The organism is Parvimonas sp. M20 (assembly GCF_035282425.1).
Lineage (GTDB): Bacteria > Bacillota > Clostridia > Tissierellales > Peptoniphilaceae > Parvimonas.
The window spans coordinates 1-25,512 of the sequence record NZ_JAYKBQ010000019.1 but is presented as its reverse complement, the minus strand read 5'-3'; the positions used below and the strand labels follow the sequence as shown (position 1 = coordinate 25,512).

21 protein-coding genes are annotated in these 25,512 nt (G+C 28.7%); 15 read left to right on the top strand and 6 right to left on the bottom strand.

Features of this window, described 5'->3' with window-relative positions:
• Window positions 1-1,275 (top strand): VaFE repeat-containing surface-anchored protein (locus VJI93_RS07245; protein ID WP_324000250.1); only part of this gene is annotated, 1,275 nt, incomplete at its 5' end.
• A 276-nt stretch (window positions 1,276-1,551) separates the two neighbouring features.
• Here the strand turns inward: VJI93_RS07245 and rsmG are convergent.
• The 3 genes from rsmG to VJI93_RS07230 form a co-directional block, all read right to left on the bottom strand.
• Window positions 1,552-2,265, bottom strand: coding sequence for a 16S rRNA (guanine(527)-N(7))-methyltransferase RsmG (rsmG, locus tag VJI93_RS07240; RefSeq protein WP_324000249.1), 714 nt, complete (start codon window positions 2,263-2,265; stop codon window positions 1,552-1,554).
• Window positions 2,258-4,144 (bottom strand): tRNA uridine-5-carboxymethylaminomethyl(34) synthesis enzyme MnmG, encoded by a 1,887-nt coding sequence (mnmG, locus tag VJI93_RS07235; RefSeq protein WP_324000248.1) that lies wholly within the window; start codon window positions 4,142-4,144, stop codon window positions 2,258-2,260. Before mnmG ends, rsmG begins: the two co-directional genes overlap by 8 nt.
• A gap of 535 nt (window positions 4,145-4,679) precedes the next feature.
• On the bottom strand, window positions 4,680-5,234 hold the full coding sequence (locus VJI93_RS07230; RefSeq protein ID WP_324000247.1) for a sigma-70 family RNA polymerase sigma factor: 555 nt from the start codon (window positions 5,232-5,234) through the stop codon (window positions 4,680-4,682).
• Window positions 5,235-5,451: 217 nt separating this feature from the next.
• On the opposite strand from VJI93_RS07230, the gene rpiB reads away from it, so the two are divergent.
• The 4 genes from rpiB to VJI93_RS07210 all read left to right on the top strand — a co-directional run bounded on the left by rpiB (window position 5,452) and on the right by VJI93_RS07210 (window position 9,603).
• Window positions 5,452-5,883 (top strand): ribose 5-phosphate isomerase B, encoded by a 432-nt coding sequence (gene rpiB, locus VJI93_RS07225; protein ID WP_324000246.1) that lies wholly within the window; start codon window positions 5,452-5,454, stop codon window positions 5,881-5,883.
• A gap of 8 nt (window positions 5,884-5,891) precedes the next feature.
• Window positions 5,892-6,851, top strand: a complete 960-nt coding sequence (locus VJI93_RS07220; RefSeq protein ID WP_324000245.1) for an NAD(P)H-dependent glycerol-3-phosphate dehydrogenase — start codon at window positions 5,892-5,894, stop codon at window positions 6,849-6,851.
• Window positions 6,852-6,860: 9 nt separating this feature from the next.
• The gene (locus VJI93_RS07215; protein WP_324000244.1) at window positions 6,861-7,286 is read left to right on the top strand and encodes a hypothetical protein; all 426 of its coding nucleotides are present in this window, start codon (window positions 6,861-6,863) and stop codon (window positions 7,284-7,286) included.
• A gap of 223 nt (window positions 7,287-7,509) precedes the next feature.
• A complete protein-coding gene (locus VJI93_RS07210) occupies window positions 7,510-9,603 on the top strand; it encodes a serum opacification factor (RefSeq protein ID WP_324000243.1) in 2,094 nt (697 codons plus the stop codon).
• Window positions 9,604-9,653: 50 nt separating this feature from the next.
• Here VJI93_RS07210 and VJI93_RS07205 read toward each other — a convergent pair whose 3' ends face one another.
• The 3 genes from VJI93_RS07205 to VJI93_RS07195 form a co-directional block, all read right to left on the bottom strand.
• The gene (locus VJI93_RS07205) at window positions 9,654-12,032 is read right to left on the bottom strand and encodes a KAP family P-loop NTPase fold protein (RefSeq protein ID WP_324000242.1); all 2,379 of its coding nucleotides are present in this window, start codon (window positions 12,030-12,032) and stop codon (window positions 9,654-9,656) included.
• Window positions 12,033-12,162: 130 nt separating this feature from the next.
• A complete protein-coding gene (locus VJI93_RS07200) occupies window positions 12,163-13,323 on the bottom strand; it encodes a CD0519/CD1768 family membrane protein (protein WP_324000241.1) in 1,161 nt (386 codons plus the stop codon).
• A 402-nt stretch (window positions 13,324-13,725) separates the two neighbouring features.
• Entirely contained in the window at window positions 13,726-14,412 is a 687-nt protein-coding gene (locus VJI93_RS07195) for a lysoplasmalogenase family protein (RefSeq protein ID WP_324000240.1), read from the bottom strand.
• 155 nt (window positions 14,413-14,567) lie between these two features.
• Between VJI93_RS07195 and VJI93_RS07190 the strand changes: the two genes are divergently transcribed.
• The 10 genes from VJI93_RS07190 (at window position 14,568) to VJI93_RS07150 (ending at window position 25,123) form a co-directional block, all read left to right on the top strand.
• Complete coding sequence (locus VJI93_RS07190) at window positions 14,568-14,753, top strand: hypothetical protein (protein ID WP_324000239.1); 186 nt, start codon at window positions 14,568-14,570, stop codon at window positions 14,751-14,753.
• Between the two features lie 10 nt (window positions 14,754-14,763).
• Window positions 14,764-14,979: a DUF2922 family protein gene (locus VJI93_RS07185; protein ID WP_324000238.1), complete on the top strand. Its 216-nt coding sequence runs from the start codon at window positions 14,764-14,766 to the stop codon at window positions 14,977-14,979.
• A 47-nt stretch (window positions 14,980-15,026) separates the two neighbouring features.
• Entirely contained in the window at window positions 15,027-15,161 is a 135-nt protein-coding gene (locus VJI93_RS07180) for a YvrJ family protein (protein ID WP_324000237.1), read from the top strand.
• A gap of 8 nt (window positions 15,162-15,169) precedes the next feature.
• Window positions 15,170-15,958, top strand: a complete 789-nt coding sequence (locus VJI93_RS07175; RefSeq protein ID WP_324000236.1) for a peptidoglycan amidohydrolase family protein — start codon at window positions 15,170-15,172, stop codon at window positions 15,956-15,958.
• Window positions 15,959-16,110: 152 nt separating this feature from the next.
• Window positions 16,111-17,643: a C69 family dipeptidase gene (locus tag VJI93_RS07170; RefSeq protein WP_324000235.1), complete on the top strand. Its 1,533-nt coding sequence runs from the start codon at window positions 16,111-16,113 to the stop codon at window positions 17,641-17,643.
• A gap of 135 nt (window positions 17,644-17,778) precedes the next feature.
• Window positions 17,779-19,326 carry an ABC-F family ATP-binding cassette domain-containing protein gene (locus VJI93_RS07165; protein WP_324000234.1) on the top strand — a complete coding sequence of 516 codons (1,548 nt, stop codon included), beginning with the start codon at window positions 17,779-17,781 and terminating at the stop codon, window positions 19,324-19,326.
• 1 nt (window position 19,327) lies between these two features.
• Window positions 19,328-19,438, top strand: a complete 111-nt coding sequence (locus VJI93_RS09400; RefSeq protein ID WP_416384094.1) for an IS3 family transposase — start codon at window positions 19,328-19,330, stop codon at window positions 19,436-19,438.
• 219 nt (window positions 19,439-19,657) lie between these two features.
• Complete coding sequence (locus VJI93_RS07160; protein ID WP_324000233.1) at window positions 19,658-22,003, top strand: hypothetical protein; 2,346 nt, start codon at window positions 19,658-19,660, stop codon at window positions 22,001-22,003.
• Between the two features lie 496 nt (window positions 22,004-22,499).
• Window positions 22,500-23,681 (top strand): SHIRT domain-containing protein, encoded by a 1,182-nt coding sequence (locus VJI93_RS07155; protein WP_324000232.1) that lies wholly within the window; start codon window positions 22,500-22,502, stop codon window positions 23,679-23,681.
• A gap of 326 nt (window positions 23,682-24,007) precedes the next feature.
• The gene (locus tag VJI93_RS07150; protein WP_324000231.1) at window positions 24,008-25,123 is read left to right on the top strand and encodes an SHIRT domain-containing protein; all 1,116 of its coding nucleotides are present in this window, start codon (window positions 24,008-24,010) and stop codon (window positions 25,121-25,123) included.
• Window positions 25,124-25,512: the final 389 nt, after the last annotated feature.

Genomic DNA, 25,512 nt, shown 5'->3' with positions numbered 1-25,512 from the left:
GCCTTTGAAAAGATGTTTGAAAATAATACTGAAGTAGGAGCCCATGAAGACATTAATGATGCAGATCAAACAGTTGTAGTAAAAGAAAACTTCAACACTGTAAAAGTAAGCAAAGTAGATTTAGGTGGAAAAGAATTAGCTGGAGCAAAGATAACAGTTAAATCAGCAGATGGAACAAATTTAATAAATGACAATGGTAAAAAAGTAAATTCAATTAGTTGGGAATCAACAGATACATCTAAGGAATTAAACTTATTACCAGGTAAGTATGTATTCCATGAAGAGTCAGCACCTGAAGGATATTTGACAGTAACAGATATAGAGTTTGAAGTTGATAAAGACGGAAATGTAAAAGTAACAAAAGTAGCAGAAGATGATATAGTAAAATCAGAGGGCGGAAAAGTTACAATTACAGACCGTAAGAAACCAACAGTAAAGACAGAAGCAAAAGTTAATGATAAGAAAGAAGATGCCCCAACTGACAAGGTAGTATTAAAAGATGTAGTTAAGTATAATAACTTAATAGTAGGAAAGAAATATACAGCTAAGTTAGTATGGATGGATAAGGAAACAAATAAGCCATTCATGGTTGACGGAAAAGAAGTAACAGTAGAAAAAGAATTCGTAGCAGAGCAAGAAAATGGAGAAGTAGAATTAAGTACAACTGTGGATGCTAAACATTTTGAAAAAGATACAACACTAGTGGCTTTTGAAGAAGTGTATAAGGATAATACTTTAGTAGCATCACATAAGGACATTAATGATGCAGATCAAACAGTAAAGGTTAAACAACCAAAACCAGAACTAAAGACAGAAGCAAAAGTTAATGGAAAGAAAGAGGCAGATTTAGAAAAAACATTGACTTTAACAGACTATGTTTACTACAGTAATTTAGTTGTTGGTAAGGAATACACAGTTAAACTAGTATGGATGGATAAAGAAACAGGAAAGCCATTCTTAGTAAATGGGAAGCCATTAACTGTAGAAAAAACTTTTGTTGCTGAAAAGAGCAAAGGAAAAATAGAATTAAGTGTAAATGTTGAGGCAAAAGATTTGAAAGGTGGAAAACTTGTAGCCTTTGAAACACTTTATGAAAAAGGTGTAGAAATAGGTTCTCATAGAGATATAAACGATCCTGCTCAAACAATATCGTTGATAAAACATAAATTGCCTAAGACAAATATATCTTCAAACTTATATTTTGTAAAAATGCTATTAGCATCAGGAGTTATACTTTACCTAATTGATTCTAAACGTAAAAAGATAGAAGGATAAATATAAAAAATGAAGGTCAAAAAATGACCTTCATTTTTTTGTATTTGAATAGAAACATTTCACATCATAGTAACTTATAAAGCAAATCCCCAAATACGTCATCTCGACAAAAACGAAGTGAAGCTGAGTGCAGTGGATCTAGCCCTAACTTTGTTTACTTTAAACAAACAAAAGTAGATTTGTTGGGTAGTTATAATAGAGATTTCCTAAATCTAATTTTCTATAAAAATTTCCTAAATACAAAAAAAGAAGGCATTTCAACCTTCTTTTTGTCTTTTATAATGGTTTTTTCTTTATTTGTCCCATATTTCTTGGGAAATTATCCGGAGTTTTTCCTATCTTTTTAATAATCAAAATATTTCTTTCTGAAATTTCTCCACTTTGCTCAATTTTGAAATTCAAAACATTCTCCAATTTACAGTTTAATTTTTTAAAAGCATTTTTTGAATCTTCAACTTCTTCAAGATATGAAGGCCCTTTCATTGCAAGAAAAAGACCATTTACTTTTAAAAATGGAATTGTAAACTCCAAAAGTAAAGATAGGGAAGCGACTGCTCTTGAACTGACTATATCAAAACTTTCTCTAAAGCCTTCTTTTCTTCCAACTTCTTCTGCGCGTCCGTGAATAGCTTTTATGTTTTTTAAATTCAAATCTTTAATTACGATATTTAAAAACTTAATCCTTTTATTTAAGCTATCTAACATTGTTACTTTTAAATTTTCATTATATAGTTTAAGTGGAATAGCAGGGAAACCCGCACCTGTTCCCACATCTAAAACAGATTTATCATCATCAAAAAGATCTGTTTTTGCAAGCAATAAACAATCTAAAAAATGTTTTGTATTCATAGCTTCTTCATCTGTAATGGCTGTTAAATTTATTTTTTCATTCCATTCAAGAATTAGTTTTCTGTAAATTTCAAACTTTTCCAAAGCTATATCATTTAAGATAATATTTTCTTTTTGAGTTAAACTTTTTAAATTATCCATTTTTTCTCCTCTGAGTTTCAAGATGAATAAGCAAAACATTTATATCTGCAGGGCTTACTCCTGAAATTCTACTCGCCTGTCCCACTGTTTCAGGTCTGAATTTTGAAAGTTTTTGAACAGCTTCAATTCTAAGACCTGATAGGGAATTATAGTCGATATTTTCAAGTTTTTTATTTTCTAATTTTTTAAATGCCTCAATTTGTTGACTTTGTTTTTCGATATAACCCTCATATTTAATCATTGTTTGAACTTGCATTTTTATCTCTCTATCCAAAGGTTCACGAGTTGTGTCTAAATCCTTGATTATTTCATAGTCAAGCTCAGGTCTTTTTATTAAATCATAAAGGCTTACTGCAGTTTTTAGCTTCATACTTCCTAATGCTTCTAAAGCATTATTTGTATTTTCTTTTGGTGTTAAGATAGATGACTTTAATCTTTCAATTTCGTTTTCTATTAAAGTCTTTTTATTTAGGCATTTTTCATAACGTTCTTTAGTCGCCAAACCTATATTATAACTCATTTCTGTAAGTCTTAAATCAGCATTATCTTGTCTTAAAGAAAGTCTGTATTCAGTTCTTGAAGTCATCATTCTATAAGGCTCATCAGTTCCTTTTGTAATTAAATCGTCGATTAAAACGCCGATATAGGCATCACTTCTGGTAAGCACAAAAGGTTCTTTTCCTAAAATATTCATTGCTGAATTTATCCCTGCGATAATACCTTGACTTGCAGCTTCTTCATAACCGGAGCTTCCGTTGATTTGACCTGCAAAGAAAAGATTTTTAATATCCTTATGTTCTAAAGTAGCTCTTAAAATAGTTGGATCAATACAATCATATTCAATTCCATAAGCAGGACGCATTATCTTAACATTTTCAAGTCCTAAAATACTTTTATACATCTGCTTTTGAACTTCAAAGGGAAGAGTGCTGCTGACACCTTGAACATACATTTCAGAAGTATCTAAACCCTCAGGCTCAATAAAAACTTGATGTTCGTCTTTTTCATTAAAACGTACGATTTTATCCTCAATAGAAGGACAATATCTTGGACCTACACCCTTTACAATTCCTGCATACATAGGACTTCTATGAAGATTTTTTTCGATTATTTGTTTAGTTTCCAAAGTTGTATAAGTTAAAAAACAATCTTCCTTATGATTTCCTATATCTTTTCCTTCATTCATAAAGGAAAATGGAATTATATTGTCATCTCCCTTTTGAATTTCCATTTTTGAATAGTCAATGGAATCTCTATGAACTCTTGCAGGAGTTCCGGTCTTGAAACGTCTAAGTGGAATACCTAAATTTCTTAAACTATTACTTAAATAAGTAGAGCATTTCCAGTTGTTTGGACCACTTTCATAACAGTTTTCTCCAATTAAAATCATAGATTTAAGATAAGTTCCCGTACAGATGATAACTGCCTTTGCAGGGAAGATTTCATTTGAAGTCGTTAAAACTCCTGTAATTTCATTGTTTTCAGTTAAAATCTCCTTAACTTCTGCCTGAATTAAATCTATATTTTTTTCATTTTCCAAAACTTTTTTCATTTCAGTATGATACATCTTTTTATCTGCTTGAACACGTAAACTGTGAACAGCAGGACCTTTTGAAGTGTTTAACATTCTGGATTGAATAAAAGTTTTGTCTATATTTATTGCCATTTCTCCACCAAGTGCGTCAACTTCACGAACTAAATGGCCTTTTCCCGTACCACCAATATTTGGATTGCAGGGCATATCTGCTACTGAATCCATGCTTATTGTAAGAATAGCTGTTTTAAGTCCAAGTCTGCTACTCGCAAGACCTGCTTCACAACCTGCATGACCTGCGCCAATTACAACAACATCATATTTTTCATCTATAAAATTTGTCATTTTTTCTCCTTGTTAAAAATCTACATAAATATACATATTATATTTTACCACAAAATCGTAAAAATTTCATAAAAATATACAAAAAAAGAACTCAAAGAGTCCTTTTTGAAATAATAGGGGATAGAAATATAATTGCAAAATTGATTTAGGAAATATCTAGTACAGTTATATATTGTTTTTTATACAAGTCCTTAGTAGGACTTACAATTATTTGTAACAAATAATTGTAATGAGATCTCTCCGTTCCACTCAGCTTCGCTTCGTTACAGTCGAGATGACGTGTAAGGAGAATACTTCGTTTTATAGCTAGACGTTAAAAGCAAATAGAATTTAAAGAATATTTAAAAATTTTATATAAAATTAAAATTTTTCACGTCATAGCACCAAGAAGAGTAAAGCCCCCAAACACGTCATCTTGAGCGAAACGTAGTGTAGTCGAAAGATCTCAACTATTGCTTGTTTACAAGCAATAGTATTTCTGAAAGAAATCTAAACTTATTATGTATCTACGATACATTCTGTTGGTATCTAAACACTACAACTCTCTAACATCTATTTCATTTTCAATAAATTTAGTTTTAAGTTTTTTCTTTGCTATTTTATAATACTCCTTTACTGTATCTTCCTTTATTTTCATTCTCTCCGCAATTTCTCTATTTTTTAAATTTTCATAAAATTTATATTCTATAACCATTCTTTGCTTTTGGGGGAGAGTGGACACAATTTCTCTTACCTTTTTATTCATTTCATTTGTTTCAATCTCTCTTTGTGTATCTGCATTTTCATCAACAATAAGCTCCAAAACTTCAATTGTTTCGTCATCCTTTGTCTGATATATTTTCGTATATGTTTTTTCATTTTCTTTTTTTCTTTTAAAAAATTTTTGCATATAAAAAAATTTTAATTGATATTTTAAATAACATTCAAGCGAAACTTTTCCACCACCTTTATAGCTATCCAAAAGCTCTAAAATTTTTACAACTCCGTCTTGATATGCATCTCCATAACTTATGTAATTTGCAAAATACTTTTTTATACTCGCTTTTATCAAAGGGCTAAAATCTTCTATAATCTTCTCTCTATCGTACATCTTTCCTCCTGATTTTAAGACATGACGGTATTTTAAGTTGTTGGGTTAAGTTTGCTAATTCTTGGTATTATTATATCACTTTTTTAACCTAAGGTCAATTATAAAGTTACTAAAATTTATATTACTTACTAAATAGTAGCTTTATAAGTTACTACTTGACTATACTTAAGAAATATATTATTATTAGTTATATTAAATAGCATATAAGGAGAGTTGTATGAAGATAATAATAGGTAATGATCATTCAGCAGTTGAAATGAAAAATGAATTAGTAAAGTTTTTAGAAAAAATGGGACATGAAGTTATAAATGTAGGAACAGATGAAACTAAAAGTGTGGACTATCCAGTTTTTGGGAAAGCTGTTTGTAAAAAAGTTTTAGAAAATGAAAATTCTTTAGGAATTGCAATCTGTGGGACAGGCATTGGAATATCAATAGCTTGTAATAAGGTTAAGGGAATTCGTGCAGGTCTTTGCAGTGAAAGTTTTTCAGCAAAAATGACAAGAAAGCATAATAATGCAAATGTTCTTTGCTTAGGTGCAAGAGTTATAGGAATTGAACTTGCAAAAGATATTGTAAAAACTTTTATTGAAGAGGACTTTGAAGGCGGTCGTCATCAAAATAGAATAGATATGTTAGAAGAAAAATAGGAGATTTTATGAAAATTGCTGTTATAGGCTGTGGAAGATGGGGAAGTTTCATAGCTTGGTATTTAGATAAAATAGGAAAAGAAGTTACTTTATATGGAAGAGAAACTTCAGAAAAGATGAAAAACTTTTTAGAGAATAGAAAAAATAATTTTCTTGAACTTCCAAAGTCAATTTCTTTAACAACAAATATTAATGATGTTTTTGATAAAGATTTAATTATCATCTCAGTTGGAACACAGGGCTTAAGAGAATTGTTAAATGAAAATAAAGCTCTTTTTAAAGAGAAAAATATTCCAATTATTCTCTGTATGAAGGGAATTGAAATTAAGACGGGCTTTACTCCTACAAAAATCGTAAAAGATATTCTGGGAGAAAATTACTCTTGTGGTGCTTGGATTGGACCAGGTCATGTTCAAGACTTTACAAATGGAATTCCGAATTGTATGGTAATAGACTCGGATGATAGGGAATTGGTTAAAAAATTAGTTGATTCTTTTTCAAGTAATTTAATCAGATTTTACTATGGAACCAATCTTTTGGGAAATGAAATCGGAGCGGCTTCAAAAAATGTAATAGGTATTGCTGCAGGAATGCTTGACGGATTCAATTTAAGCTCACTAAAAGGAGCTTTGATGTCAAGAGGAACAAGAGAAATTGCAAGACTTATAGAAAACATGGGGGGAGATAAAAGCTGTGCATACGGGCTTTGCCATCTTGGTGATTATGAAGCTACAGTCTTTTCTGAATTTAGTAATAATAGGAAATTTGGAGAAAAATTTGTAAAGGGAGAAAAATTTGAAAAACTTGCAGAGGGCTATTATACAACAAAGGCATTAATGGACTTATCCGAAAAATATGATGTTGAATTGCCTATAACAAATGCAGTTTATGAAATAATATATGATAAAAGAGATCCAAAAGAAGTTTTGGACAATCTTTTTAAAAGAAGTATAAAAATGGAATTTTAAGGAGAAACTATGTTACCGTTAATATTAATTCCTTTACTTTTATGTCTCTTTAACATTTATCGGAGACTAACTTGTATCATAAAAGTAAAGTTTACAAAATTTACATTAATGACTCTTATAATCGCATTAGCTCTTATGCTATTTGCAGGATATAAAGTAAAAAATGACTTAGTGGGATATATAATTGTTTTATCTTGGTGGCTAGCTTTCTTTACAAGCATTATAAGTGCTGGGATAAGTGAAAGAGGTATTATTCATCCATGGCAATTAGTTGGGAAACTCTATAGATGGGATAGAATAAGAAGCTTTTCTATTGAAAAAAAAGAAAAAACCATAATGGTAAATTTCAAAATCTTTAGAGATTTAAGGCAAGAATACGAAAACAGCGACTTGGATAAAATCAAAAAAATTGCTAAAAAGAATAAATTAATATAAAAAATCACAAAAAACACATTTTTTTGTGATTTTTTATGTGTATTAAGGGTATATATGACGGGTACCGCTTGAAATTAATGTGAAAATACATTATTATATTACGGAAAGTATATAAGGTTTGAGCTTTTATTTATAATTAATTATTTGTTACTAAATAAAATTTTAATTGTTTTTAAGCTCATTTTTTATATAAAAAATTTTTTAAGGAGTAGAGTTACAATTTATGAAAAAGTCAAAATTATTAGTCTTTATTTTGTTATTCAGTTTTGTAATCAATTTTTTACCTAAACAAGGTTTTGCAGAAGAAGGAAATTCGTCAAAAAATAAAACTGTTGAAGAAAAAAAGGAACTTGTGGTAAGAAAAGAAGGAACTGACAAAACAATCTCTGATAAGGACAAAAACGTAAAGAAAAGAGATGTTGATCAGACAGAATTGTTTGATATTATGAAATCAGCTGTTGTTGGAGAGGATAAGTCAATAACTGTTACAACAACAATAACACCAAAGCAAATTCATAATGGTTCAGATGTTATCATCCTTTTGGATACATCTAAAAAGATGACTGAAGAGTCTAAGAAACTTGCAAAAGAAAAAATCAAAAAAATAGTTAAGACTCTTTTAGAAGATGATGCACATAAAAATCTTAATTCAGTTAGATTAATCAGTTTTTATCGTCAAGTTAAAGATGCAGTTGAATTAAAACCTTCAAATGTTGAGCAAATGGTAGAAAAAGCATTTGATGAAGCTAAGAAAAACACTAACTATGGTGTAAGTATGCAAGCTGCTATTTATAAAGCTGAAAATATTTTTGATAAAGAGAAAAAGAATGGGAAGCGTCAACATATTGTACTTGTGTCTCAAGGAGAAGCTACTTTTAGTTATGACATAAAAGATAAGGACAACGCTAGAACTACAACAATCAAAGGAGACAGTGTAGTAAGTGAAAGTCCATATCTTCCATGGCCTTTTTATCTTGAACAAAAAACTAAAAAAGCTAATATGATTGAAGACTTTAAAACATTTTTAAATACTTTAAACAAGCTTGGAATTCATAATTTTGATAATATAAAAGATAAACTTGGATTAACTGATATATTAAAGCTTTTTGGATTGGATTCTGTATTTGACTATATAAAATTAAAAGAATATGCAAGTAATGATTTTGATTCTTCAAAGTTTGATTACTCAAAAACTATTGGAGAGGGATACCATAATCACAGTTATCATAGAAAAAAAGTCGTAAGCAATGAAATGCCATTTAAAAAGTTGATTATGGATAATATTAAAAAAGCAATAACAAAAAAAGATGCTGGAAGTGCTAGAAAATTACTTGATAATGTAACTATAAAGGCAATTGAAACTGCATTAGATACAATTTTCTATCAAAGAGACTATATCTACTATAATCATAATTTATCAGCACAAGGTGAAGCAAAAATTGCTAAAGGAAAAAATATAAGTTTTTATTCTGTAAATGTTACTGATAAAAATAATAAGAAAAAAGATGAATTAGAAAAATATTTAAAAGATATGTCTGAAAATAGAAGCTTTTTAAACACTGATGACAGCAAATTAGGCGACAAATTTAAAGATATCTTAAAAGAAATCTTAATCGAAGATAAAATTAATAAAGATTATGAAGCTGAAATTGTTGAAAAAGATGGTAATGCAAAATTTGACAAAGGTGGAAGTTTCTTATTCTTAAAAAGTGATCCAAAAGTTAGCTGGACTTTAAATGCAGAAGAGGTTAAAAAAGCTTTTGAACAAGGTAAAACTTTAAAATTAGTTTACAAGCTAAAACCTAAAAAAGATATCGGTAATGATGAAATAACATTAGCAGAATCTACTGCAAAATACAAAATAAATGATGGCAGACAAAGTAGTGAAAAAGCAGGAAAATTATTCTTAAAACTTCAAGATGTTGTCGTTGAATCAAATGTAGTTGATACAGATGAAAATTCAGCAAACGGAACAAATGGCAGTTATCCTAAGGGAACAGATCTAACAACTACTGAAGATACTAAACCAGAAGATAACAAAAAAAACAACAAGAAAGAAGATAATAAGAAACAAGACAATAAAAAAAATAATAACAAAAAAGAAAATAACAAAAAAAGAAATAAGAAGGAAGATAACAAAAGGCAAAAAGATAGTGCAAAAAATCCTAAGAACAAGGGTGATAATAAGAAAAATGGCAAAACTAATAAGAAAAAAAGAACTAAATTGCCAAAAACTGCAATTGCAGGATCTTCCACATTATTATTAGCAGTAGGAATTTTAGGAATGTATATTTCTAAAAGAAAAAAAGCTAAATAAGATTAATTAAATAAAATGTAAACAACAAAGGAGCGAAAATTTTCACTCCTTTATTTTATGTTTTGTTTTTCAGTATATTCATATAATTTATATAATAATTTTGATAAAATTTTGACTTTGTTTTGACCATTTTTTTTAGAATCTATTATTTGTTCAGACCTTTTAAGTAATTTTCTTGATTTTTTAAGAATACCTTGATTTTTTTCGATAATTTTAACGTTATTATCATTTTTTAGTGAGTATGTTAATTTGATATAAAAATAAACTAACATGACAAACTTATTGGAATTAAAAAAGATAGCTTTAAAATAATTTAATTCTGAAAAATCTTCTGATTTTAGTATTTTTATAAAAATATTTTGTATCAATCTGAAATATTCGGAATTTTCTAATCGATGATACGGATTAACTTTTTCATAATCATTTATAAATATATATTTATAGGTATTATAAAAAACTATCCTACTATTGATATGCTCATAAAACAATCCATTTACTATTTTTTCAAAAAAGTAAAGAAAAATAGATAATTTGGTATTTTGTACATTATTATTAACGTTTTTTATTGGGGCTATCTCTTCTAAATAAGTGTTTAATCCCATAATGTATTCCCATTTTAAATATTTATTATCTTCATCAAAGAAAATCTTGGTGTCTTCATAGTTTATATTAGTATAATTAAAGTATTCTTTTATTTTTATATATTCTGCGGTATTTGTATTTAGGGAAAAATAATTTCCAAAAGAAATTTTGTCACATAAATAGTGATAGCCATCCAAAGGAGAATATTGTGTTGGATAGTTTATAATATTAAAATTAGAAAGTCCAAGTGATAGGTGTTGTAATAAATCAAAAAAATTACTTGTCTCTACTTCTTTAAAAAATTTATTCTCTTCAGAATTAAAATCATCTTTATTATTTTTTGTTCTAGTAATAAAGTTTTTATTTTTATATATTTTTATGTATAATTCTCTATCTAAAAATTCTATAGTTCTTATAATTAGAAAATCATTTTTATTTATCCATAAATAATTTGAGCTCATATAACATATTATAAAATTTAAAAATCTTATAAATTCTCTTATATTATCAAATTTTGAAGAAACTATTTTAATTATATTATTATCTACACTATCTTTTATACAGTTTTTTAAACAATAGTAAAATACAGATTGTTTATCTAAATTATGTATTTTAGGAAGTATAATTTCTTTATTTATAATTTTTTCAAGATATTTTGAATTTATTTTATCACTTTTAAATATAGTATTCATTCGATCTTTGTCATAGGCTACAATATAAGTTATATTTGGTAATTTAAATAATGTTCCAATAAGAGTAAGTAAAAATAATACATTATCAGAATTCATTCTATCTAAATTATCTATAATAAAAGTCAAACGTTTATTAGAATTTTCCAGTTTCTCTTTTAAATCAGCTTTAATTTCCTTATATTCTGTATAATCATCAATTCTATTATCAAAAAAGCTTCCAATACCTTTACCGATATATGGAATATTAGTAGATATATTAATAAGAGCATTTTGAATTTTTTTTCTTTTAAAATAGCCAATATTTTCTCCTAAATTTTCTATTATTGTATTGTAAAATGCTAAAACTAACGCATCCTGTGATTTAATTGCCCATGGGTCAAAGTCATCAACTATGACTACATTTTTATTTAAAATTTCATTTTTATTTATATCTTCTTTTACTAATTCTATAATAGTACTTTTTCCACTACCCCATTCTCCAACAATTCCTATTGAAAAACAATCAGTTTTGTCTTTTGAATTAATAATTGAATTGTATAAGTTATCAATTATTAATTCTCTTCTAAACAAATCGTGTTCAATTTTATCTTTATCTTCAATTTTTAAATTTTTCAAATCTTCATTATTGAAATTTCCAGTATAAATATCCCATAAAGTGTAAACAATTTGTTTGTTTGCTTCCGATTTATTATAATTATTTTCATTTTTATATAAGAAGAATCTTATTATTATAGAAATGAGTGACAATAATGTTAAAACTATAATTATTGATGTACTAATTACTGGGAAAGTTATAGTAATATTTCTTTGTATCAATTTTTTTGTTAAAGTATATATTAAAAGTAAGTCTCTATTCTTTATAGACTTAATTATAATAATCATAAAAAAAGAAGTTATTAAAAATATTATGGAAAAAATTATAGCTTTATCAATTTCATTAATGTTTTTTGATTTAAAGTTTCTTCTAACACTTAAAATGTAAACAATAAAACTAATAGTGAGTATTGCCACAAGCACATAAATATTCTCTTGATTTAAAATTTTTCTTTCATAGAGCAGATAAAATGATAATGATAATAGTATAGAAATAATAATTACAAAATATATATCTACTTTTTTTCTTAGTTCTTTAAAATAGTTTTTTTCCTTATCCATAACTCGCTCCATTTACAATAATTTTTAATACTTAAATATATGATTATTATATCATAAAGCTAAATTAAATAAAATAGGAATTAAAGCATAAAAAAGGTAGCATCTGATTTGCTACCTAGATTTATATTATTTAAAACATATTGAATAGCATATATAAAATATGTGCTGATATTCCTGCAACGATTCCGCCTATTGTATGGCTAATTAATGCTTTTCCTGTGGCTTCTTTTGTTCCAAGTGCATCCATCATTGCGATGTGAGTTGAAATATATCCACTCCAGCACATACAAATTGCAGTAAATACTGCGATATCATTTCCTGTAACTTTGCCAACTTGTGTCATTTTTGCAACTGTTCCGATTGCTGCACCTGTTGAGCCTAATGCAGTTATTGGAACTGCTATTGCTTCAGGAGAACTGAAACCGAAAAGTGGGGTAAGTATGAAGGATAATTTTTCTCCAATCCATGGAAGAACAGCGACGCCTTCATTAGCTGCTCCAGTATAGATTCCATCTGCTCCAGGTCCTTTTGTAAGCATAATAACCAAAGTACAGATAATTACAACTCCTGGGATGATTGAAACTCCCATATCAACTCCAACTTTTCCTCCGTCAAGTATAGATTGGATAAATCTTGAACCTACACTTCCTTCTCTAACTATTCTTGAGTTTTCAGGAATTTTTTCTTTTGAGTGTACTTCAACGTATTCGGTAGTTCCGTACATTTTTTTAGTAGCATGTATCATAAGTCTAACTGAAACAATACTACCTATAACTGCTCCTAAATTACCTATTAAGGCACTTGTAACTGCACCTTTAACATTCATTCCCATCATTGTTGTGGTAGTGATAAGTCCCATACCAAAAGCTGTTCCGAGGTTTGTAAGAGCCGGCATTTGATATTTTTTATAATAACGTCTAAAATTATCATCATGTGCTAATGTTAAAATAGCCGGATTGTCTGAAAGATAGCAATTTAACATACCTAGGGAAGATGCTCCTGGTAAGTCATAAATAGGTTTCATAATTTTTGACAGAAGTTTATTTACAAGAGCTATTACTCCAAATTCTGAAAATAAGCCCGAAACAGCTCCTGCCAATACAGCAATTGCCATTAAATAAAAACAAACATTCATAAGCAGATCAAAACCTGTATTCATCATGGTTTTAACCATATTTATTCCACCCATTTTTCTACCAATCAAAATAAAAAATGTTAGAAATAAACCAAGACATAGGAAGTTTTCCAGTCCAATATCTTTTTTGAATTTTCCAATATTCTTTTCTTCCAATTCAATATACCTCCGATAAATAAATGCTGAGATTATTTTAACATAAAAGGTATAAAAAAACAATGGAAAAAACAGTTTTTTGAAAATTTTTTAACTAAATGTTTTTTGATATTTTTATTGATATATAGGGGAAAAATTAATATTAAAATAGTTTTAGGAGATTTCTAGAGCAATTGTATCAAAAGATACAATGACCTCATCAGACTTACTTTTGTTTGCAAATAAACAAAGTTATGGCTAGATTAACTTCATTTCACTACGCTCGCGATGATGTGTAAGGGAGGATTTTTTTGAAGTGTTATGATGTTAAATATTTAGCCATACACGTCATCTCGATTGTAGTGGTAGCGAAATGGAGAAATCTCATAAATCTCCAACAAAAAAACGACTGAATTCAGTCGTTTATATTAAAATTAATCCAAAACCTGTTATTAAAAGGTATGTCGCAATTGTGTAAGTCAATGTTGTACAGATATTAAAAAATCTGTTATTTTTAATAACTGTAGCGAATAAAAATAGTGAGTTTGAAATTAGGAATAAATTACTTCCAAAAATCAAATACCATACTCCAATTTTATAAGTTGAAATAGCTGTTAAAATCGCCATAATGCAAAGTGTTGCGTTTAAAAATGCAAAGGCGAACAGAAAAATTATATCTTTTTTGAAGTATTCACTTGCATATTCATAGGATATTATGATTTCAAAAAATACAAGTCCAAAGTACAGTACCATTATTAATATGGTTAGTAAATAATTTAAATTCGGTATTTTTATAAATGTTGCAAGTTTGATTATATAAAAAGCTATACCGATAATAAATAGTGGTAAGCCCAAAATTATATTTTTTTTGTTTCTTCTAGTGAATAAAATATCTCCAATCCAAAAGAAAAATATAGCAAGATATATTAAAATATCATGATTTTTAAATCTTAATAGATAAAATAATGCCAATAACGGCATCAAAAATATATTGAAAAAATTTCTTTCTGTATTCTTTTTTTGTAATATCATATATAAATTACCAATGGTAAATACTGTATAAATAAATAAAATTATGTACGAAAAAATTCCGAGTAATCCGTTGTTCATACTGCCTCCTAATCTTTTAGTATCAAATATTTTATCATAAAATAGTACATCATACAAGTTAAAGGAATAACAGATAAACCTTATCCCCCCTTTTTTAAAAAAATTTTTATTATATAAGTGTAAGGCTTACAAAATAAATAAAAAGGAGAAAAGATATGGCTAAAAAGTATTTAAAGGTTAGTTTTAACCTTGCTAATTCTAAAAAGAGAAGTGTAACTGTTAAGAATATTCAAAGTGAATCTTCTGATGAAAATTTAAAGAAATTAGGAGAATTCGTTGAAAAATTTATTGATGGTACAAGAAAAGAAATAATTAAAGTCGTAGAAACAGCTTTAGAATAGGAGGTAAAGTATGAAAAAGACATTGAGTATGACTCTAATATTAGAAAATGGGAAAAATATGGCATTTACAATTTCAAATATTAAAAATATATCAGCCGATGAAGCGTCTGATGTTATAAAAACTTTTGATTATAAGTCAGTTTTGGCTAAAGATAATTTAAAAGTTACAGGAATTAAAAAGGCTAATATTATTTCAACAAGCTATGAAGAAATAACAGTAATCTAGTAGAAAAAGACCTTTGGGTCTTTTTTTGCTAAAGATAGGAGGAAAAAATGGAAAATATAATTTCAAGTATTTCAAATGTAGGCTTTCCTGTTGCTCTTTCTGTATTTTTATTACTTAGGTTTGAAAAGAAGATTGACGAACTTACAAAGGCTATAAATGAATTGGTTGTTAAACTTAAATAGGAGTTTTTATGATAGATATTGAAAAGGCTATAAAGTGGTTTGAACACAGAAAAGGCAAAGTTTCATATTCTATGCAAAATAGGAATGGATCTTCCAGTTATGATTGTTCATCTTCTGTATATTATGCACTTAGGTCTGCGGGTGCAAAAAGTAATGGTTGGACTATTGATACCAAACATGAACATTACTGGCTTACAGAGAATGGCTTTGAAAAGATAACGGATAATATTCCTTGGAATGCTAAAAGAGGTGATATTTTTATCTGGGGAAAAAAGGAAAATAATAGTTCAAGTTATGGGCATACTGGAATTTTTATTGATGAAAATAGAATTATTCATTGTAATTATTCTGCAAATGGAATTTCTGTGGATAATCATGATAAACTTTGGGTTTATGCAGGCAGACCTCATTATTTTGCCTATAGATTAAAAGAATTTCAAGATGAAGGAGAATATATGGAGCTTTTGGATATAAAGAGCAAGATTAAAGGCTTCTATTCAATCGATAGCTTGCCTTGGTTTTGTGAAGATAAAAGTATGATTGGAACGACTCAAAATCATCAAGGCGAAGAAGTAACTCTAACTCGAAAATGGGGAAGTTACTATTATGTAAAGGAGCTAAAAGGTTGGGTTGACTATAGAGCTTTTATAAATGAAAAGGCAATAAGAGATGTTGCCAAAGAAGTTATACAGGGAAACTGGGGCAATGGTGAATTAAGACGTGCAAGACTAGAAAATGCAGGTTATAATTATGATGAAGTTCAAAAGGAAGTCAACAGATTATTAAAAAGTAAATAGTTTTATATTATAAAAAACAATTAATGATTAGTTTTCGTTAATTGTTTTTTTGTGAAACAGCAAAAAATATTTTTACTTTTTTGTTAATTTGAGTTATAATATAATTGTAGTTAATAATAATTATTATTAACTAATTTTTGAGGAGGTTTGTTATGTGTACTACAATTCTTATAGGTAAAAGAGCAAGTTATGACGGCTCAACTTTGGTTGCCCGTATTGAAGATTCTTCAGCGGGAATGTTTAAATCAAAAAAATTTATCGTTGTTGAACCTAAGGATCAACCAATTCATTATAAATCTGTTCGTACAGATTGTGAAATTGAATTGCCTAAAAATCCTATGCGTTATACTTGTCTTCCAAATGTAAAAAAATGGCGTGGAGTTTGGGGAGCTTGTGGCGTTAATGAAAAAAATGTTTCAATGACTGCAACAGAAACTATTACTACAAACGAAAGAGTTTTGGGAGCGGATCCTTTAGTGGAATTTGAACCGGACATTATAAAAAAAGGTGGAATAGGAGAGGAAGATTTTGTTGTAATTACTCTTCCTTATATAAATAGTGCTAAAGAAGGTGTTGAAAGACTTGGTGCATTAATAGAAAAATACGGAACTTATGAAAGTAACGGAATTGCTTTTCAAGATGTTGATTCTATTTGGTGGTTTGAAACAATTGGAGGTCATCACTGGATAGCAAGAAGAGTTCCTGACGAGGTTTATGTTGTAATGCCAAATCAATTCGGACTTGATCATTTTGATTTTGAAGATGCTTATGGAGCAAAAGAAGATTTTATGTGTTCTTCAGATTTGAAAGAGTTTGTTGAAGAAAATTTCCTTGACCTATCTCTCGATATGCCTCTTGATAAATTAATTGACGACTTTGACGAAGATTATGAATATGATGACTATGAAGAACCTTTTAATCCAAGAGTAGCCTTTGGAAGTCATTCTGATGCAGATCATACTTATAATACACCTCGTGCTTGGGTAATGCTAAGATATTTTAATCCAAACACTTTCGATTGGGATGGTGAAAATGCTGAATTTAAACCACATAGTGATAATCTTCCTTGGTGTATGATTCCTGAAAAGAAGATTACAATAGAAGATGTTAAGTATATTATGTCTAATCACTATCAAGGCACTCCTTATGATCCATATCTAAAGAGTGGAGATTTATCACAAAAAGGAAAATTCAGACCTATAGGTATAAATCGTAATGATGTTTTGGCTTTAGTTCAAATAAGACCTTATATGCCTGAGGAAATCAGAAGTATTGAGTGGTTGTCTTTTGGTTCAAATGTATTTAATGCAATAGTTCCATATTATGCAAATATTACAAAAACGCCTGAATATTTGGAAAATACAACTCTTACTCCTTCAACAGATAATTTCTATTGGATAAATCGTATTATCGGAGCACTTTGCGATGCACATTATCCATCAACTGCTTCTCATGTTGAAAGATATCAAAATGCAGTTCAATCAAAATGTCGTACATTTTTGAATAAATATGATAAAGAATTTTTGAAAAATAAATCAAAGATAAAGAATGTTCATGAATTTTTAGAAAAAGCAAATGATGAGATAACAGATTTTGTAAAAGACCAAACAAATGATTTGCTTGATAAAACACTTTTTACAGCAAGTTGTGAAATGAAAAACGGATTTTCAAGATCAGATGCTTAAAAGACTTTAATATTAAACATTGCCGTCAGAAATGACGGCTTTTTTGTGTTGAAATATAAATCAATCATTAAAATTTTTACTTAAATGAAAAAATATGGTAAAATATGTAGAGCTATAACACACAAAGGAGAAGCAATGAGTATTTTAACTGTAAAAAATTTGAGCCACAGCTTTGGTGGTCGTCAAATACTTAAAGATGTAAATTTTAGACTTTTAAAAGGTGAACATATAGGACTTGTTGGACCAAATGGAGAGGGAAAGAGTACCTTTTTAAATTTGGTTACTGGAAAACTTGAAGCTGAAGAGGGAAGTATTGAATGGGCAAAGAGAGTAAGAATTGGTTATCTCGATCAACATTCTGTAATTGGTGAGAATATGACAGTTCGTGATGTTTTAAAATCAGCCTTTTCATATCTTTTTGAAGTTGAAAGTGAATTAAATGATATTTATATGAAAATGGGCGAATTATCAGGTCAAGAGCTTGATGATATAATGCTTGATGCAGCGGAGCTTCAAGAATTACTTGAAACGAATGACTTTTATATGATTGATTCAAAGATTGATGAAATTGCTCATAATATGGGAATTAAAAATTGGCTTGATAGATCTGCCTTTGACCTTTCAGGTGGACAACGTTCAAAGATTTTACTTGCAAAATTGCTTTTAGAAAAGCCTGATATTTTGCTTCTTGATGAGCCTACTAACTACTTGGACGAAGAGCATATAAATTGGCTTAGAAGATATTTGCAAAATTATGAAAATGCCTTTATTTTAATTTCTCATGATATTTCATTTTTAAATTCTGTAATAAATTTGATTTACCATGTTGAAAATTGTGAAGTAAATAGATATGTTGGAGATTATGACGAGTTTTTAAGACTGAAAGAGTTGAAACAAAGACAAATTGAAGCGGCTTATAAAAAACAACAACAGGAAATTCAAGAGCTTGAGGACTTTGTTCAACGTAATAAGGCGAGAGTTGCTACAAGAAATATGGCGATGTCAAGACAGAAAAAACTTGATAAGATGGAAAAAATTGAGCTTGTAAGGGAAAAACCAAAGCCTGAATTCTATTTTGAAACTGCTCCTTCTACAAGCAGATTAATTTTTGAAACTGAAGATTTGGTAATAGGTTATGACAAGCCGATAAGTAAGCCACTAAATCTTCGTATGGAAAGAGGAGATAGAATTGCTATCGTAGGAGCGAACGGACTTGGTAAGACTACTCTTATAAATACAATTCTTGGAAATATTAAAGCCATTTCAGGCTCCGTTTCTTTCGGTCAAAACTTAGCAATAGGCTATTTCAAACAAGAAGAGCATTACGACAATAACAATACACCTATTGATGAGATGTGGGAGAAATTTCCAAGTTGGGAACAATTTAAAATTCGTACTGCCCTTGCAAAATGTTCTCTAACAACTGTGCATATTGAATCACAGATGAAGGTTTTAAGTGGTGGAGAACAGGCAAAGGTAAGACTTTGTAAGATTTTAAATGAAAAGACAAATATTCTAATGCTTGATGAACCTACAAACCATCTTGATCCAGAGTCAAAGGAAGAATTAAAAAGAGCCTTAAAGGAATACAAGGGTGGAATCTTTTTAATCTCTCATGAAAAAGACTTCTACACGGATATAGCGACAGAAATTTGGAATATGGAAGATTTTTCACTATTATAGAATGCCGTCAGCAATGGCGAAATATATTGATTATTATAACAACGAGAGAATTCAATTTAAAACAAAATGGATGCCTCCTACAAAATATAGGATAGCATCCACTTGTAACTAACTAATTAAACTTTGTGTCCAGTTTTATGGGTACACATCAAACAAGCTACTCACTCTTTTTTTATTTATAAGCAAAAATATTTGAAAGGAAAGAATCTTTTTCGTATAAAAATACAAAACTTCTTAATACAGCATATTAATAATTGACAACTGGTAAGATTTATAGTATATTTAATATAGTTATTCTTATAAAAGAATAAAGAAAATAAAGGAGGATTTTATGAAAAAGAAATTGTTGTCAATGTTAATGGTGGGATCTATAATTCTACCAAGTGTAGTATTTTGGAATAATCCAAAACACGAAGTTGTTGCAGAAAAGAAAGAGGATACTGTTAATTTGAATGTCGTTCCTTATGTAAATGGACATAAGTTGAAAGATTTTTCTAAAATTGATGCAGATGCTTTAAAAGTAGGTGTAAGCTATTTCAACTATAATACAGGTAAAGAGTTTAAGTTATTTTCAGAACAAAATGATAAAAATTTAGTTGTAAAGAAAATTCCTAAAAATACTCAAGGAGCTATGTTATATGCAGATAATCAGGAAGAAGTTAATGATTATGGAGTTAAAGTAAAGAGTGCAGATTTTAAATACTATGAAGGAAAGTCATTCCCAATATTTGAAAGTCTTGACAGTGAATTTCCTCAAGAACCTCATTACTTGAATACAAAAGAAGATAGCATTTTAGCCATTAATTATGAATTAAAATATGATTTAAAACTTAATTTTGAAAATGAAGAGTTTGCAAAGAATGTAGAGATTGAACTTTTAGATCATAACAATAAACTTTTGGATATTCAAAAAGAAGTTAAAGGAAACTCAGTTATTATAAAAAATGTTGAATATAATCCGACTAAATCTGCTTTAAAATTGAAATTAGGAAATAAAGTATTTAGATTTAAATCTAATGATAATGCCGCAGCTAATGAACAAGAAACTAATGTTTTTAAATTAGATCCTAGTTTCAAAAATAAAAAAGTTAATGCTGAAAAACATCTAGAAGTATCTATAGATGTAGAAGAATTTAAAAAGGAAGTTTCAAAACCTTTAAATATTCCTGACAAAGCTTTAAGACAAGAAATTTATAAAAACAATTTGGAAGTTCTTAAACATATTCCTGCTGATGTAAATGAAGCAGAAGCAAAGGCTAATTATTATATCTATGAATCACAAGTAGAATATATCAAAAAGTTAAAAATTTCAGAAAACACTGATACAACTGGTGTTGAAAAACTAACTAATGTATATCTTTTAGAAATAAAGGGAGAAAAACACAAAAATTTTAATTTTACTACATTTAAAAAGCTTCAATATTTAAATGTTGAAAAAGTTGGGATAGAAACTTTAGATTTAAGTACTTTAGAGCTTTTAAAATCAGTAAAAGCTAATGATAACAATCTTAGAGAAATTAAATTTAATGATAATAATAAGATTGAATGGTTGGATTTAAAGGGAAATGATTTTAAAAATGGATTAGATTTTTCAAAATTAACTTCTCTTAAACATCTTGATTTGTCAGATCAAAAAGAAAAACTTGAAAATATAGATGTTACACCTCTTGTTAATCTAACTGAACTTAAACTTGAAAGACATAATTTGAAAAAATTAGACCTTTCTAAAAATACTGAATTAGAATCTCTTTCTTTAGATAATAACAAAGAAGATGATATGGGACTTACTGAGCTTGATTTAAGCAATAATAAGAAACTAACAGCAATTTATCTAAAAGAAAATAAATTGTCAGAATTAAAGATTGAAAATTTAAAATTATTTGGATTAAATATTCATGGAAATAGATTGACTACTATCGATTTATCTAAAATTGAATTTAACAGTGAATCTTCATATTTTGATTCAATCCAAAGAGTAAAATATAAAACTAATAATTTTACAAAAATAGATATGAGTAAGATTGTAGGGAAAGAAAATTTAGATAAAGTTAAATTCGATGAAAAAGATACAAATCTTTCTTATGATAAGAATACAGGAATTTTAAATATTAGCTCAGATAAGGTAAAAAGTTTCACTTATTACTATAATACTAAAAATACAGGTGTTTTTAGTGTTATGGTTGTGAATGTTGAATTAGTTTTAGACGAAGAAAATAAACCAAAAACTTATGAATGGGTTCAAAATGAAGATGGAACATGGACATATCAATCAACTGATGGAAAAGAAAAAATTAAAGACTCTTGGAAATTTATAAATAATGAATGGTATAGATTTGATAAAGATGGAAAAATGATAGCTAATAGCTGGTTTGAAGAAAATGATAAATGGTACTATCTTGAAGCGAGTGGTTCAATGTCAAAGAATGAATGGACAATAATAAACGGAAATTGGTATTATGCAAACGCAAGCGGAAGAATTTCACAAAATGAATGGGTATTAGTAGATGGAAATTGGTACTATGCAAATGCAAGTGGACGTATTGCAGAAAATGAATGGATTTTTGCTGACGGTAAGTGGTATTATGCTGAAAGTGATGGACGTATCGCTCAAGGCAAAACTCTTAGAATTAATAATGTATACTATGCATTTGATGATAATGGCGTTTGGATTAGATAAATTTTAAAAACTAATCATTTTAGTATAATACATTGGATTGCAACTATAAAGAATGCGAAAACAGATTAGGTGGCTTAAGTTATAGTATAACTTCAATCATAGCTTTGTAAGTAGCTGGCGTTGTTAGATTTAAGAAAAAATATTAATAAAATAGTAAAAAGACTGGTATAAACTAGCCTTTTTTATTGCGAAGCAACAAGGTTCCCGGGACCCACCCGATGCAAAGCATCGTGGAAGGGTGGGGTTCTTATTTGTAAAAATTAATTTGTTTTAAAATTGCTTGACTTTAATTTTTGCTAATTTGTTAAACATTAAATTTATAAATTGTATCATAACACGAGTAAGGGGAGTAAAAATTGCACAAAAAGGTAAATTCATGTTATAATATAAATTGCTATTGTAATAATTTCTTATATTAGACAGATTTTATTTTATCTGTCTTAAAATAATGTAATTGATTTTCAATAGCAAAATATTTTAACAAAAAGGAGGAAAAATGAAGAAGATAATTTCAAAAATTCTTATTCTTGCAATGTTATTTGCAGTATTACCGAAAGTTAGTTTTGCAGAGCAAAAAAATGGTGAAAAAACACATAATGTTAGTACAAATTCTATTAATCGTGGAGAGGCTAAGGAAAAATACGATGTAATACCTAAATTTGTATCAGGAACAGTAGGTAAGGATTTGCCAGATGGAGTAGAAAACCAAATTCCACAATCAGCTATTGACGCACCTAAAGGGTTTAAATATCAACTTAAGACTGATTTTAAAGAAGTAAAGGTTGATGGTGGAATTTGGAAGTTCAAAAGATGGGAAAAAGTTAATGCAGACGGAACTAAAACAGTAGTAAATAATGAAGTTCAAATTGTAAATGAAGATATCAATTTAAATGGAGTTTGGGAATTCGAAAAAGATGGTCAAGCAAATAAATTTAAGGTATTATATAGATTTGTTGCAGTACCTGATGACAGAGAGTTACCAGAAGCAGTTAAAAATAAAAAACCTGCAGATAGATATGATGTTCCAAATGGGACAAAAGTAACTCTTCCAAAATTTGATGATGTAAAAGTAGAAGGAGGAACTTGGAAGTTTATAACTTGGACGGTTCCTAAAAATAATAAAGTTGAACCAATAGAAAATGAAGCAATAGTTGAAAATGAAGATTTAAGATTACAAGGCGAATGGAAATTTGTAAAAGACGGTCAAGAACAACCAAATCCACAAAAATATAAATGGGTTCAAAATGAAGATGGAACATGGACATATCAATCAACTGATGGAAAAGAAAAAATTAAAGACTCTTGGAAATTTATAAATAATGAATGGTATAGATTTGATAAAGATGGAAAAATGATAGCTAATAGCTGGTTTGAAGAAAATGGAAAATGGTACTATCTTGAAGCGAGTGGTTCAATGTCAAAGAATGAGTGGGTATATAAAGACGGAAACTGGTATTATGCAAATGCAAGTGGAAGAATTTCACAAAATGAATGGGTATTAGTAGATGGAAATTGGTACTATGCAAATGCAAGTGGACGTGTTGCAGAAAATGAATGGATTTTTGTTGACGGTAAGTGGTATTATGCTGAAAGTGATGGACGTATCGCTCAAGGCAAAACTCTTAGAATTAATAATGTATACTATACATTTGATGATAATGGCGTTTGGATTAGATAAGTATAAGATTCTAAATAGAGACTGAGTAAAATTTTACTCAGTCTTTTTAGTGTATAAGTTAATAAATTTAAGAATAGATTGTTTTTTCTAAGTATAGCAGATAAGGATATGTATGTTTTTTAATTATCTTGCAAAAATATTAAGTATTTTTATAAAAAATTATGTTTAATAATTAAATTTTTGTGGTAATAAAAAAAAGATATTTAAAAATCAAAGTTTTGAAAAGGTTAAAAAATAAAAAAGAAAAGGAGAGCCTACGTGAAATAACAAAACAACAATATTAATTAAATAATGTACCTAACATTTCATGTAGCAAAAATCAAAATATGAAAAAATCAGTAAAAGCAATGTTACTATTAGCATCTATTATGTCTGCTTCAGTTGCAACTGTAGCAGTGAACACATCACATGCCGTATATGCAGAATATGAAAATCCTACAGACGATTTTCTTAATGATTTATATACTTTGAAAATTGATGTACAAGATATTAAACCAGAAACTGAAGAACAAGGAAAAAAGAAAGCTAATCTATTAGTAGATATAGAAAAATTAACAAATCAAGTGATGTTGGTAAGAAATAATATGAAAGATTATGAAGACCAAATTAAAAAAGATTTTGACGGTTTAGCTCAAAGAGCTTTTGATTTAAAAATGGGAATTGAAAAACTTAAAGAAGAAAATAACAAGTCAAAATTTAAAGTAAAGTATAGATTTGTTGCAGTTCCTGATGAAAGGGAACTGCCTGAAGAAGTAAAAGCAAAATTACCAAAGGATAAATCAGATGTTGAAAAGGGCACAAAAATAGCTATTCAAAAATATGATGATGTTAAGGTTGACGGAGGAACTTGGAAATTTATAAATTGGAAAATTCCAAAGGATAATCAAATGGTTGCTGTAGAAAATGAAGTTACAGTAGAAAATGAAGATTTATTTTTAACTGGTGAATGGAAATTTGTAAAAGATGGTCAAGAACAACCAAATCCACAAGCTTATAGATGGGTTCAAAACGAAAATGGAAAATGGAGTTACCAATCAGCTGATGGTAAAGACAAAGTTAAAGATAGCTGGAAATTTATAAATAATGAATGGTATTTATTTGACAAAGATGGATATATGATTGCTGATAACTGGGTTAAAGAAAATGGAAAATGGTACTATCTTGAAGCGAGTGGTTCAATGTCAAAGAATGAATGGGTATATAAAGACGGAAACTGGTATTATGCAAATGCAAGTGGAAGAATTTCACAAAATGAATGGGTATTAGTAGATGGAAATTGGTACTATGCAAATGCAAGTGGACGTATTGCTGCTAATGAATGGTTCATGGTAGGTGGAAAGTGGTATTACGCTGAAGATGACGGACAAATCGCTCAAGGGAAAACACTTAAAATCAACAATGTAAATTATACATTTGATGGAAATGGAGTTTGGATTAGATAAATTTTAAAATTTATATAAAAAAGGCGAAAACAAATCAGGTGGCTTAAGTTATAGTATAACTTCAATTTGGAAGTAGCTGGTGTTGTTATATTTAAGAAAAAATATTAATAAAATAGTAAAAAAGGCTGGTATAAACTAGCCTTTTTTATTGTGAAACAACAAGGTTCCCGGGACCCACCCGATGCGAAGCATCGAGGAAGGGTGGGGTTTTTATTGCGAAGCAACAAGGTTCCCGGGACCCACCTGATGCGAAGCATCGAGGAAGGGTGGGGTTTTTATTGCGAAGCAACAAGGTTCCCGGGACCCACCCGGTGCGAAGCATCGAGGAAGGGTGGGGTTTTTATTGCGAAGCAACAAGGTTCCCGGGACCCACCCGGTGCGAAGCATCG